The following is a 12,290-nucleotide window of genomic DNA, read 5'->3' as shown; positions in this document are numbered from 1 at the left end:
TCATTCCGGCATGAGGGGGCGGTCCATGAAGGGGATTAGCAGGCGATCATCGAGCCTTCGCTTGAAGCTCCCTGCGGTGTCCATGGCGCTGGTGGGCGCGTGCCTGTTCGCGGCCGGCTGCGGCACGTCCGCGCCCGTCGTGACCGACTACGCGGAGAGCGGCAACTGGGCGTATCTGGAGACCGATGTTGCGGGAAGGGATGCGGACGTCTTTTTCGTCTGCCCGTCGGTCTATGCGGGCGAAGACGACGCGAACAACATGCCGCTTGACGACGAGGAGACCAAGGAGAGCTTCGTCGGCGCCATCAACATGGAAAAGGGCATCTACGACCAGGATGGCACCGAAGAAGACAACCGGTTCTTTGCGCCGTACTATCGGCAAATCGGGCTCAACGTCTACGAATTGCCCGAGGAAGAGCGCGAGCCCTATCTGGAGATCGCCTACCGGGACGTCGAGGCGGCGTTCGAGTATTATCTCGAGCACTACAACGATGGCAGGCCCATCATCTTGGCGGGCTTCTCGCAGGGTGCCGACATGTGCATCCGCCTCATGAAGGACCGCTTTGACGAGAAGGGGCTGCAAGACCAGCTTGTTGCCTGCTACGCCATCGGCTGGCGCGTAACTGCCGATGAGGCGGATGAGTACCCGCAGCTCGAGATGGCGCAGGGCGAGGACGATACCGGCGTGATCGTATCGTTCAACAGCGAATCCCCGGAGACGGACGGTTCGCTGCTGGTTCCCGAGGGGACCAAGACGTTTGCCATCAACCCGTTGAACTGGAAAACGGACGGCACGCCCGCCGACAGGAGCTTGAACGAGGGCGCGTGCTTCACGGACTACAGTGGGGAGATCACGAGCGAGATCGATCAGCTGACCGGCGCCTATATCGACGAGGAGCGCGGCGCGCTCAAGGTGCCCGATGTGTCCGAGGACGAGTATCCTGCCGGCCTCTCGATCTTCGAGGACGGTGTCTACCACCTGTACGACTATCAGTTCTTCTACCGCAACCTGCAGGAAAACGTCGAGGACCGCCTCGACGCCTATCTGGAGGATCAGGCCGAGGTCGATTAGGGGACCGGTGCATATCGGGGGACGTACCTTCCGCATGCAAGGGGCGCGCTTTCGGCGCGCCCCTTGCATGCGGAAGGTACGTCCCCCGATATGCGCTGTGGCGGGCGGATCAGCGCCCTTCGTCATCCCGCAGGAGGCGCGCCTCCTCGGCATAGCGGCGGGCGCCGCGGATATTGGCTTCCTGCTCCTGTTCGGTGAGCTTGCGGACGACGCGCGCCGGGCTTCCGAACGCCAGGAAGCCGTCGGGGATGACGGTGTCCTGCGTGACGAGCGCGCCCGCTCCGATGGTGCATCCCGCCCCGACCTGCGCGCCGTTGAGCACGATGGCACCCATGCCGACGAGCGTGCCGTCACCGATGGTGCAGCCGTGGATGATCGCCCCGTGTCCGACGGTCACGTCGCGCCCGATGACCACGGGCTTGCCGCGATCTTCGTGGACGACGCATCCGTCCTGGATGTTGCTGCCAGCACCGACGACGATGCGGTCGCAGTCGGCGCGCAGCACGGCGTTGTGCCAGATGCTCACATCGCGCTCCAGCGTCACGTCGCCGGTGATGACAGCTCCCTCGGCGACGAATGCGCTAGGATGGATAACAGGGGGTTCGGCAAGATCGGTCATGGTTCCTCCTCGACGGATATGGTACCTCATGGCAGGAGGGGAGCGCGCATGAAGGGGACGCGTGCGATTGCGATCACGTTGGCGTCGCTTGCGCTGCTGACCGGCTGCTCCGGCAGCGACGTCGCCGGGTCTGCAGCAACCGATGCGCCCGCCATCGAACAGCAGAGCTCTGCTGCCGAGAAGGAGGTGCTCGAGGCCCTTCGCTCAGAGGTTCGCGACGCCACCGACGACAAGATGTTCTCAGAACGCGACCGGGATGCCTCCTTTGCGGCGGACGAGGTCGTCGATATCGTGCTGGACGGCGCGGGGGCGACGTGCTCGGACGAGGCGGTCGACACGTCCGGATCGGTCATCACGATTCGGGAGGCGGGGACCTATCGTGTTTCCGGGATGCTGCAGGACGGCTCGATCGTCGTCGACGTGCCCGAGGACGCCAAGGTGCACCTTGTGCTCGACGGCGCACGGGTGACAAGTTCGAGCTCGGCCGCTCTGCTCGTGCTTGAGGCTGACAAGGTGTACGTCACGCTCGAGCAGGGCAGCGAGAGCATGCTTGTGAGCGAGGGCGCCTTCCAGGCCGTCGACGACGTGAACGTGGACGGTGCGGTCTTCTCGCGCCGCGACCTCACGTTCAACGGGTCGGGCGCGCTCACGGTGAGCTCGCCCGCGGGGCACGGCATCGTATGCAACCGCGACCTCGCCTTCTGCGGCGGCAGCTTCGCGGTGACCGCATCCCGGCATGGCGTGAAGGCGCGCAAGAGCGTGCGCGTGGGCGAGGGGACCGAGCTGGCGGTATCTTCCGGCAAGGACGGCATCCATGTGAAGGACGAGGACGATCCCGAGACCGGGTTCGCCTACCTTTCCGGCGGGTCGGTGGTGCTCTCTGCGGGCGATGACGGTATCAGCACCGAATCGAATCTGCTGGTGACGGGCGGTGCGCTTGCCGTCGATGCCGAGCGCGACGCACTGCACACCAATGCGTCGATCGCCGTGACCGGAGGGGAGCTGGAGCTCTCCTCGGAGGGCTTGGCCTTCCATGCCGATATCGCCCTGCTGCTCGAGGGCGGGGATATCGATACCGATGGATGTGCAGGCGAGACGGATGCCCCGCTCGTGGCGCGCGGCTGAGCGAAGGCGGCGCGGGCGGCCGCTTTACAGCTGCCCGCCGCCCAGGAACTCGCCGAAGGCGTACATGGGGCACTCGCTTGCCGGCGTGCCGGGCTTGCGGGCGCCGAAGCAGATGCCGTCGCCCACGTAGAACGCCACGTGACCGGGGAAGAAGACGACGTCGCCGTAGTGCAGGTCGTCCTCGTCGGTCACAAAGCGGGTCGCATGCTCCCTGAAGTAGTCGAGCTGGCTGTTCGAGCCGTGCGGCAGGGTGTAGCCCAGACGGCTGTAGACGTAATAGACCAGGCCGGAGCAGTCGAAACCCTCCTCGGGCGAGTCGCCGCCGTATGCGTACGGGAAGCCCTCGTACTGCAGCGCGAGCTCGACCGCAGCGGTGCCGACCGCGCTGGTATCGTCTCCAACGGAGCCGTCGATGATGTCGTCATCCGCGGGCGCGTTCTCGAAATCGTCCAGAATCCCGTTGAACACGACGAGCATCTTGGCGGCTTCGGCGCGGCTCGCGCTCGCCGTCGGCATCAGCTGCGCGCTGCCGCCCAGGATGCCGGAGTCGACGGCCCATACCATGCTCTGGAGCGCCCAGCTGTTGATCGAGCCGCGGTCGGAATACGCATTCAGGCAGGATGCGTCGCCGCTCAGGGAGGTCCCGGTGACGCTGGTCATGAAGTTGCCGAGCATGCACGCGAGCTCCTCGCGGGAGACGGCGGCCTCGGGGCGCACGTAGCCTCGGGTTCCGCTGATGACGCCGGCCTCGTAGGCCCAGTTGATGGGGGCGGTGTACCACTGTCCGTCGGCGAGGTCGACGAACGGGGTCTCGTTGATATCGGGGAACTCGCCTGCGGACACGCCGGCGATGCGCATGAGCATCGTGGCGACCTCGGCGCGCGTGACCTGGTCGTCAGGGCGCAGGTACCCGTTGTCTCCCTTGATGATGCCCTGCTCGACGGCATCGTCGATCACACCGGAGATTTCGGCCCAATGGCCTGCGGGAACGTCGATAAACGAGCTGGCCCACGCGGGCTGGGCGAAGGCGCCGCCGAGAGCGAGGGCAAAAGCCGCAGATGCCGCGACGGCACCGGCGCGCTGGCACAGAGATGTCACAAGTGCTCCTTTCATTTGGAAGCAACTCTACCACGGACGCGCAAACGCCGCAGCATCTCCGAGCCGATTCCATGGATGGGTGAGGCCCGGCCGCGCCGCCCGCGCCGGTCGCCGCGAAGGCAGCGGCCTAGCGCCAAAGCCCCTTGCGCTTGAAGATGTAGGCCGCGACCAGGCAGGCCGCAACGGCCAGCAGCGTCGGGAACAGCCACGAGTCCACAAAGGGGAGGCCCTCGAACGGCAGGCCCACGTTCATGCCGTAGAAGCCGAAGACGATGTTGGGGATGGCCATCACGATGGTGATGACCGTCAGCACCTTCATGACGATGTTCAGGTTGTTGGAGATCACGCTCGCGTAGGCATCCATGGTGCCCGACAGGATGTTGCTGTAGATGTTGCACATCTCCTGGGCCTGATGGACCTCGATCATGACGTCCTCCATGAGGTCCTGATCCTCCTCATAGAGGGTGATCATGTGGCCGTGCATGATCTTGTTAAGCGTGACCTCGGCGGATTTGAGCGATGTGGAGAAGTAGACGAGCGACTTCTCGAGCGACAGCATCTGCAGCAGCTCCTCGTTGCGCATGGAGCCGTAGAGGTGCTGTTCGGTTTTGGTCGACAGGCGGTCGATGCGGCGCAGGCACACCAGGTAGCTCTGCGAGATGCGCAGCAGCATCTGCAGCAAAAAGCGCGTGCGCATGCGGGTGTTGACCTGACGGACGCGACCGGAGGCCATATCCTGCACGATCGGGCTTTCCTGCAGGCTGACCGTCACGATGATGTTCTGGTTGCGCAGAAAGATGATCGAGATGGGCAGCGTGGTGTACTGCAGCATCGAGGGATCCTGCATGTCCTCGACGTCTTCGGCGCTCGGGTAGTCGACGATGACGAGGGTCTGGTTGACGTCCTCGTCGTAGTCGATGTGCGAGGTCTCCTCCTCGTCGAGGGCGGAGCGCACGAATTCCGGCACGATGCCGACGGTGCTCTCGAGCCATGAAGCCTCGTCGGGTGAGGGATTGACGACGTTGACCCAGCACCCGGGTTCCGGGGAATCGATTTTCGTTGTGATGCCATCAAGTCCGGTCATGAAGCACTCGACCATGGATGCCCCCTTCCGTTGCGGTAACTTGAGGAACTGTTGAGCAATCTCTTTCGTGACAGCCGCTCTTGTGCGAGCGCTTGCGCGTTCGGGCTGCACGGGCGCAGCCTTGCCGCATCGTTGTCCGTATCCGTCTCATCACGGCGCCGCCGGGCGCGAAAGAAATTGGTCAGCGTTTCCCGGCCACGTTTTGGCCGCGCTCACGATACCGCAAGGGCTCTGCCAAATCGCGGTGGAAGTCAAAGTATCAGGAAGGCCTTACGTTTTCTTCACGCCGAGAAGACAACTGCCGACGCGTCCGCCCCGGTGCAAATTGGGGACGTACCTTCCGCATGCACTCTTGCACGCTATGGCGTGCAAGAGTGCATGCGGAAGGTACGTCCCCAATTTGCACCGGGGCGGCCCTGTGGGGCCGCCCGCTCATACGCGCTATGCGACACCGCTTTCCAGGAAGTTCATGACAAACGCGGCGATCTGTGCGCGGCTCACACTCGCCTGCGGCTGCAGGTCGCGCTGGCCGTCCTCGGTCTCGACGCCGTTCATGACGCCGTGCTCGACCGCCCAGGCGACGCCGCTTTCCGCCCAGTCGGAAACCCGGTCGGCCCCGAGCATGCCCTCGATCGCCCCCACATCCCCGGGCTCGGCGGAGAGCGCGTTGGCCAGAATGCAGGCGAACTGCTCGCGGGTGAGCGAGTCGCCCACGCCGAAGGTGCCGTTGCCGTAGCCGTTCATGATCTTGTTCTTGACGGCCCAGTTGACGGCGTCGCTGTAGTACGTGCCCTGCACGACGTCGTCCAGGTCGGCGGCTTCGACCTTGGCGCCGTTGCCGAGCCAGTTGTACATGACGCACGCCGCCTGCTCGCGCGTGACGGTGGCTTCGGGGTCGAACAGGCCCGTATCGTCGTAGCCGTGCATGTAGCCGTGCTCCTTGGCGTACTCGACCGCCTCGAAGTACCACGCGTCGGCGGGGATGTCGGCAAACGGCGGCTCGACTGCGGTGCCATAGGCCTTGTACGGCAGATTGTCGAAGGCCCACAGCGCGAGCTCCTCCTCGGTGAGGAAATCGGCGATCGCATCGTTCCAGTCGAGTACCTCCTCGCTGTCAAAAACAAAGCTCTCCCCCCGGTTGATGACGCTTTGCCCATAGACGGGCGCCATCGCCTCGATCTGCACGGTGACGTAGTCGTCGATCTCGTCCTGGATGGCCTGTGCGTTTTCCTGCGCCCAGGCCTGATAATCCTCATCTGTCGCGCCCTCATGCTCGTCGAAATAGCGCTCGGAGATGCTCTCGGCGGCCTTGTCCGCGAGCGCATGCGTCTCGTTTTCCTGGGCGTAGAGGCTGGCGACCTGTGCGTCGCGCTGCTGCTTGCTGGCTTGAGCCTGCAGGGGGACGTAGTAGGTCGCGTCGTCGTTGCAGTATTCGGTCACGACGACCGAGAAGCGCTCGCCGGTCGCCATGCGCGTTTTGTCGTGGTCCGACTCGGGGATCTCGATGAGGTGGTGGCCGCCGTACTCATAGGTGTCGCTCAGTGTAACCAGCAGCTCGCCGTCGGTGGGGCCGGTCGCCCCCTCGTTCAGGCGATACAGCTGGTAGGTGACCGTGGTGTTGGGCTTGACGGTCTCGCAGGACAGCCGGTCGATGACCTGAGGGGCCTCTGCGGCAAAGATGTTCGCGCCGCTGAGCCTTTCGGTGGCGCTGTATGCGCCCTGCTTGCATGTCGGGAGGTAGTCGTACTGGTTGGTGTAGGACGGCTCGAGCCCGTCGGTACCCAGATGCTCGGCGTCGAGAACGAACGCCTCGGGCATAGTGAGCGTCTGATCGTAATAGGAGAGGTAGAAGTAGCCGTCGTCGCCCCAGCTGGCTTGGTTCGGAAACTCGCTGCTCTCGGCGCCCCAGCTGTTCTTGACGATCCATGCGCCGTCGGCAGGCGGGCGATGCGACGGGTCGACCTCGCCGGTCTCGGGGTCGGGGGTGCCGAAGTTCTCGGCCGCATAGGTGTCATCCCAGCCCACGATGGTGACCGCGTGGTTCGCCGGCGCATATTCGTAGCCGTAGTTGGCCCAGGTCGTGGCGTTCATGAAGCCGTCGGCGGCAAGCTCGTCGCCGGTGTGCGACTGGTCGGCGCAGAGGGCGATCGAGACCGCGTGGCCCTCCGTAAGCTGCTCTTTGATGGCGCGGGTGGCGCGTTCGTCGTACGAATAGGTTCCGTCTTCGTCAAAGGTGGCGGGGCACGGGAGCATGAAGGACTCCTCGAGCTGCGCGCCGGTCTGCAGGCGAAGGCTCTCGTCGAGCGCCCAGGTGCCGGAGGCGGCGTACATCTTCCCCGATGGATGCAGGATGCCCTCGTCGTTTTGATAGGGAGCGAGCGACTCGGAGATAGGGCCGATGCCTGACGAATAGAGCGAGGTGGCATATGCGCTGAGGCCGCCATAGAGGAGGGGAGCGCTTTGCGGCTGGTAACCGAGGATGTCCTCCATGGTTTCGTCATCGGGAAGATCGCCATTTTCGAGCAGCACGTTGTGCATGCCCTCGCCGCCCTGGTCGTTGTAGAGGCGGTCGCCTTCCTCGCCGTCGGGCAGGGCCGTGGTCGAGAAATATGCGAGCTGCCGTTCCGACAGGTCGAGGCCGGTTCGCTCGTACGTGGTGTTGAGATCGGAGAGCAGGCTGGTCTCGGCGGCCGCGACGGCGGCGAATCCCCAGCACGTGCTCCAGACGCCCTGGTTCTTGACGGGCGTCACGACGCCGCGATCGCGCAGGTCGAACGAGGCGGGCAGCTCGTCTGCGGCGAGCAGGTCGACGCCGGTGGTGTCGGATGCGAAGTTGAGCGCGCTGTTGTGGCTGTCCAGCGGGCTCGCCTCGAGGGCGCTTGCGACGGGCGCCGCGGCGAGCGAGAAGCCGACGGTGAGCGAGAGCGCGACGGCGCTGCGGCGAATGAGCGAGGTGCAGCGCTGCTTCCAGAATCCTTCGGGACGCTTCATGGAACATCCTTCCTCGGTTGGGTGGTGCGGTGCGATTGGCTATTCAGAAGCAAGTATGAAGGATGCCGGGGCGTGCCGCCGTGCGTGTGGAAACAGACGGGCGGATTTTGGGAATGAAAGGGGCGCTGCCTCTCCAGATTGCCATCGGACACGGTCGGATGGGCGTGATGCCGCAGCCGGCCGGGCGGCGGGGCGCCTCACCTCGACGAGCGCGTCCCGTTCATTCATGAATGAAGAGGGGTGTCAAACAATCGAATCCTGCGGAAATGCCGAAACGGCCCTCGTTCATTCATGAATGAACGGTCCTTGGGCTTAGGGAACCACTGATCAATTCATTCCGCGCCGTGTCGTCAGCTCTTCTGGGGGTCGAGGCCGCCCGTGACGCGCAGCGCCATCTCGCGGCGCACGATGCTGTAACGGCGCTCGGGGATGGGGATCTGCGTGCCGTCCGAGAGCTCGAGCGTGAACTTGCGGATGCCGCTTACCTGGGCGGCGTTGACGACGAAGCTGCGGTGGACGCGGAAGAACGTACCCGGGAGCTGGGGCTGGATGTCGTTGAGCAGGACGTTCAGCGTGATCGTGTCGCCGTCGGCAAGGTGCAGCGTGCTGCGCTTGCCGTCGGCTTCGATATAGAGGACCTGCGTCGGGTCCACATAGCGGGTCGCCTTGCTCGTTCCGAGCGCGACGCGGGTGGGCAGGTTGCCCGCGCGCTGGCCCGCCTGCAGGATGCCGCGCACGTACGCGTAGGTCTCCATGCTGACCTGCAGCGGGAACACGTCTTCACCCACCAGCTCGTTCCATTCGTTGGAGGAGTGGACGTGGTATGCCTTCCAGATGCCGTCGACCAGCGAGCAGCAGACGGTGATGCGCTGTTTGGCCGCGAGTAGAATGGGCTCGCGCGCCCCGGTGAACAGGCGGTACGTGCCGTATACCGTGGCGTCCGTCGCGTCGGCGCTGGGACGGCCGACGAAGCCGAAGCGCGCGTTGCGCAGGAAGATCGAGGGCGCGGTCTCGACCTCGGGCAGCTGGCGGAGCATGTCGTCTCGGCCGTTGAAGACCATGTTGCCCGCGCCGATGAAGATGCAGTCGCTCGTCGCACGGTCGAGCAGGGGCTGGTAGTCCTTGGCGTAATAGGACGCGATGACGCGCTCGACGATTGCGGGGAGCTGCTCGAGGGGCTCACGCTGGAGCGCGCCTGTGCTGCTTGCGGGCGCAGCGTCGCCAGGCGTGCGATGCGACGCGTCATATGACGACGTATGTGCTGCCATGAGATACCCCCGACGGTCGTCTGGCTCCATGCGGCATCAGGGTATACCCGAGCCGATTGCCATATTATACGCGCGCCGTGTTCCCGCATGGTTAAGCGGAGTGAAAGCTCGCGATGGGAGAGTGAATGCCTCTCACGGCGAGAGAAAGGCCGCATAGGGTCCCTTTCGGACGGGATATTTATTCCCAAAATCGCGCCTTCTGCTCTTTTTGTCGGATGTGCGGGAGCATTTTTACGTATCCTTGTGAAGGAGAACATGGGATACATATCGGGCGCCCGTGCGCCCTATGCAGGAGGGACCGCCATGGATGCAAGCTCGTTGTCGCACGACGCAACGCATGCCGCCGCGGACGCTCCTGCCGACACGTCCCTTGCGCATGATCGCTGCCGCCTGAAAGCGGTGATGGCCAACGAGGAGATCGCGCAGGATGTGCTGGTCGCCGTGCTCGATCGCGTGGACGGTGTCCCGCTCAAGGTCAAAAACGACATCCGCATCGCCGTGGAGGAGCTGTTCGTCAACGTCGCCTCCTATGCGTACGCGTCGGTCGGCGATATCGAGCTGTCCGTGACTGTCGACGGCGATGCGCGCGCGGTCACGGTGACGCTTACCGACTGGGGCGTCCCGTTCGACCCGTTCAGTTATGCGGCGGCGCGGCCCTTGAAGGCGGACAGCGTCGAGGAGGCACCGATCGGAGGCCTTGGCATCGTGATGGTGAAAGGCCTTATGGACGAGTGCTTCTACCGGCGCGTCGATGGCGCGAACGAGGTGCGTATCGTGAAGCACTGGGCGGCGCCCGAGCCCGAGAGGGTGCCTGCGGCGCCCGCATGGAACGGTTCGGGGATCGACGATTTGGACAAGATCCAGGGCGAGCTCGACGATGACGACCTGACGGCCATCGCGGGCGGCATGGTCGTGATGGAGCCTCGCAGCTGGCTGTAGCAGGGTGGATCGAAGCGGCCTTGCGGCTCGCTTCGCGCGGCTCATTCACGCTCGCGCGAGTGGGCAAATGACCCGTCTCATAGAAGTATCAGGCGTTCATGCTGCCGTGGGCGTAGCGGTGCCAGGTGGGGTCGATGCTGACGGCGCCCGCGTCGCGCAGCGAATCGAGGATGCCTCGGGGCAGCGAGGCGCCTTCTGCCGCGCATGCTTCGGCGAGATCCTCGTCAGACGCCTCGATGCGTACCGTGCCGGCCACGAGGCGGACGCGAACCTGCTTCAAGCCGCGGCCGTGCAGCGCGTCCTCGCATGCGCGGACAAGCTCGATCTTGCCCGTATCGAGCGGCTCCCCGCAGGGGATGCGCGTCGCCAGGCAGGCGCCCGCCGGCATGTTCCACACCTCGAACCCCCAGCGTTTGAGCATCTCGCGCTCCTCGGCTTTGTGCCAGCCGGTCTCCATGAGCGGCGAGCGCACGTCGAGCTCTGCCAGCGCGCGCATGCCGGGGCGGAAGTCGCCCGCATCGTCGGCATTGCTGCCGTCGACGACGACATCAAAGCCGCGCTCGCGCGCCGTGGCGACGATTCTCCGGAAGCCGGCGCGCTTGCAGTGATAGCAGCGGTCCTTGGGGTTGGCGGCGACCTCGGGGACGGACAGCGGGTCGATGGCGATCTCAAAGACGGGCAGGCCGAATCGCCGGGCGTCGCGCTCGTAGGCCGCGCGCTCGGGTGTGCCCATGAAGGGGTTCACCAGATGGATGAGCGCGGCGCGATCGGGCAGGTGCCGAGCGCAGACGGCGGCGAGAAACGCGCTGTCGACGCCGCCCGAGTAGCCCACGGAAACGCGGCCGTAGGAGTCGAGCAGGGCGACAAGCTGGTCAAGTTGAGATTCCACGGGTCCTCCTCGTCGTTGTCCGCGGCATGTCATGCCCGTCTTCATGCCGGCCCATGCGCGCCGTGCTACAGGAAGGTGCCGAGGTTCAGGCCGATGGCGTCTGACACCTGGAACGGTGTCGCCCCGACGGTGCTCGCGCGCGTCAGCATGAAGGGCTTCACCAGGGCCTGATGGTTTTCGGCCATCAGCTCGGCGTAGGCCTCGCCTGATTTCGCCGCCTGGATCTGCTCGATCAGGAAATGCACGCCGCGACGTCCCAGCTCGTAGCCCGTGGGCGCGCAGGTGGTGAGCGGGACGCTGCCGCTCCATGCCAGAGGGTTGCCGTCGCAGCCGGCCACCGCGATGTCTTCGGGCACCGCGAGCCCCGCCGCCTCGATGCCCTCGATGGCGCCGCAGGCGAGCACGTCGGACAGGCCGATGATGAAATCGGGGCGCTCGGCGGCCGGCAGCGCGGCGAGCTTCTGCCCCAGCTCGTAGCCATCGAGCGCAAGGTCGACGTTGCCGCTGTCGAGCACGGTGAGGGCGACATCGGGATAGCGCTCCATGATGGAGCAGATGCCGTTGAGGCGGCGCCGGTCCTGCGGCGACTCCGCGCGGCCGAGCACGGCGACGCGTTGCGCGCCCAGGCCGATGGCGTGATCGGCGAGCAGAGCTCCCTGCTCGCGATGGTCGGCGGCGACGAAGAAGCCGGGCTCATCGCTGATGGCGTCGAGGAAGACCACGGGGATTCGCCCCGGCTGGACGGCGGGAAGGGCCGCATCCGAGGAGGGCGCCTGCACGAGCACGCCGGACATCTGCGTGCCCATGAAGTAGCGCGTGTAGCGCGACTCGAGCGCCTCGTCGTTGTCGGCGTTGGCGATAAGCAGGCCGTAGCCCTGCCGGTTCGCCTCGACGCTCGCGCCGCTCGCGATCTGCAGGCTCAGGCCGTGGCTGAGGCGCGGCAGCACCAGCCCGAACGTGGGGTTTCTGCCGCCTGCAAGCAGGCGCGCGCTCTGGTTGGGGGCGTAGCCCAGGTGCCTGATGGCGTCGTTGACCGCTTTGAGCGTTTCGGGCCGCACCTTTTCGGGATGGTTGAGGGCGTTGGATACCGTGCCGAGCGCGACGCCCGCCTCGCGGGCCACATCGCCGATCGTCACCTTTGCCATCTGAGCCTCTTTTCGTTTCATAGTGCCGAGAGCAGTGTATCACGACCGGTATTGAAGCGC

The 12,290-nt window shown here is 65.3% G+C and carries 10 protein-coding genes; 3 read left to right on the top strand and 7 right to left on the bottom strand.

Annotated elements, in window-relative coordinates:
* Nucleotides 1-25 precede the first annotated feature (25 nt).
* Nucleotides 26-1,072 carry a DUF3089 domain-containing protein gene (locus QVN30_RS04740; RefSeq protein WP_289835634.1) on the top strand — a complete coding sequence of 349 codons (1,047 nt, stop codon included), beginning with the start codon at nucleotides 26-28 and terminating at the stop codon, nucleotides 1,070-1,072.
* Between the two features lie 109 nt (nucleotides 1,073-1,181).
* Here the strand turns inward: QVN30_RS04740 and QVN30_RS04735 are convergent, their stop codons facing one another.
* Complete coding sequence (locus tag QVN30_RS04735) at nucleotides 1,182-1,691, bottom strand: gamma carbonic anhydrase family protein (RefSeq protein ID WP_289835633.1); 510 nt, start codon at nucleotides 1,689-1,691, stop codon at nucleotides 1,182-1,184.
* A 48-nt stretch (nucleotides 1,692-1,739) separates the two neighbouring features.
* On the opposite strand from QVN30_RS04735, the gene QVN30_RS04730 reads away from it, so the two are divergent.
* Complete coding sequence (locus QVN30_RS04730) at nucleotides 1,740-2,816, top strand: carbohydrate-binding domain-containing protein (RefSeq protein WP_289835632.1); 1,077 nt, start codon at nucleotides 1,740-1,742, stop codon at nucleotides 2,814-2,816.
* Between the two features lie 24 nt (nucleotides 2,817-2,840).
* Here the strand turns inward: QVN30_RS04730 and QVN30_RS04725 are convergent, their stop codons facing one another.
* From QVN30_RS04725 to QVN30_RS04710, 4 genes are all read right to left on the bottom strand, one after another.
* Complete coding sequence (locus QVN30_RS04725) at nucleotides 2,841-3,914, bottom strand: S-layer homology domain-containing protein (protein ID WP_289835631.1); 1,074 nt, start codon at nucleotides 3,912-3,914, stop codon at nucleotides 2,841-2,843.
* 127 nt (nucleotides 3,915-4,041) lie between these two features.
* Nucleotides 4,042-5,013 (bottom strand): magnesium transporter CorA family protein, encoded by a 972-nt coding sequence (locus QVN30_RS04720; RefSeq protein WP_087199996.1) that lies wholly within the window; start codon nucleotides 5,011-5,013, stop codon nucleotides 4,042-4,044.
* Between the two features lie 426 nt (nucleotides 5,014-5,439).
* Nucleotides 5,440-7,989 (bottom strand): S-layer homology domain-containing protein, encoded by a 2,550-nt coding sequence (locus QVN30_RS04715; protein WP_289835630.1) that lies wholly within the window; start codon nucleotides 7,987-7,989, stop codon nucleotides 5,440-5,442.
* 350 nt (nucleotides 7,990-8,339) lie between these two features.
* A complete protein-coding gene (locus tag QVN30_RS04710; protein ID WP_289820286.1) occupies nucleotides 8,340-9,257 on the bottom strand; it encodes a LytR/AlgR family response regulator transcription factor in 918 nt (305 codons plus the stop codon).
* 255 nt (nucleotides 9,258-9,512) lie between these two features.
* On the opposite strand from QVN30_RS04710, the gene QVN30_RS04705 reads away from it, so the two are divergent.
* Entirely contained in the window at nucleotides 9,513-10,196 is a 684-nt protein-coding gene (locus QVN30_RS04705; protein ID WP_289835629.1) for an ATP-binding protein, read from the top strand.
* Nucleotides 10,197-10,284: 88 nt separating this feature from the next.
* On the opposite strand, the gene larE is transcribed toward QVN30_RS04705, so the two are convergent.
* Nucleotides 10,285-11,085 (bottom strand): ATP-dependent sacrificial sulfur transferase LarE, encoded by an 801-nt coding sequence (gene larE, locus QVN30_RS04700; protein WP_289835628.1) that lies wholly within the window; start codon nucleotides 11,083-11,085, stop codon nucleotides 10,285-10,287.
* 65 nt (nucleotides 11,086-11,150) lie between these two features.
* Nucleotides 11,151-12,230, bottom strand: coding sequence for a LacI family DNA-binding transcriptional regulator (locus QVN30_RS04695; RefSeq protein ID WP_289835627.1), 1,080 nt, complete (start codon nucleotides 12,228-12,230; stop codon nucleotides 11,151-11,153).
* Between the last annotated feature and the right edge of the window lie 60 nt (nucleotides 12,231-12,290).

It is taken from the genome of Collinsella ihumii, from assembly GCF_030385545.1.
GTDB classification, from domain to species: domain Bacteria; phylum Actinomycetota; class Coriobacteriia; order Coriobacteriales; family Coriobacteriaceae; genus Collinsella; species Collinsella ihumii.
Note: the sequence above shows the minus strand (reverse complement) of the source record. Positions and strands in the feature narration are given on the sequence as shown.

Excerpts from the sequence above, each read along its gene's own strand:
- QVN30_RS04740 (WP_289835634.1), top strand. The coding sequence starts at position 26 with ATGAAGGGGATTAGCAGGCGATCATCGAGCCTTCGCTTGAAGCTCCCT.
- QVN30_RS04735 (WP_289835633.1), bottom strand. The coding sequence starts at position 1,691 with ATGACCGATCTTGCCGAACCCCCTGTTATCCATCCTAGCGCATTCGTC.
- QVN30_RS04730 (WP_289835632.1), top strand. The coding sequence starts at position 1,740 with ATGAAGGGGACGCGTGCGATTGCGATCACGTTGGCGTCGCTTGCGCTG.
- QVN30_RS04720 (WP_087199996.1), bottom strand. The coding sequence starts at position 5,013 with ATGGTCGAGTGCTTCATGACCGGACTTGATGGCATCACAACGAAAATC.
- QVN30_RS04715 (WP_289835630.1), bottom strand. The coding sequence starts at position 7,989 with ATGAAGCGTCCCGAAGGATTCTGGAAGCAGCGCTGCACCTCGCTCATT.
- QVN30_RS04710 (WP_289820286.1), bottom strand. The coding sequence starts at position 9,257 with ATGGCAGCACATACGTCGTCATATGACGCGTCGCATCGCACGCCTGGC.
- QVN30_RS04705 (WP_289835629.1), top strand. The coding sequence starts at position 9,513 with ATGGGATACATATCGGGCGCCCGTGCGCCCTATGCAGGAGGGACCGCC.
- QVN30_RS04695 (WP_289835627.1), bottom strand. The coding sequence starts at position 12,230 with ATGGCAAAGGTGACGATCGGCGATGTGGCCCGCGAGGCGGGCGTCGCG.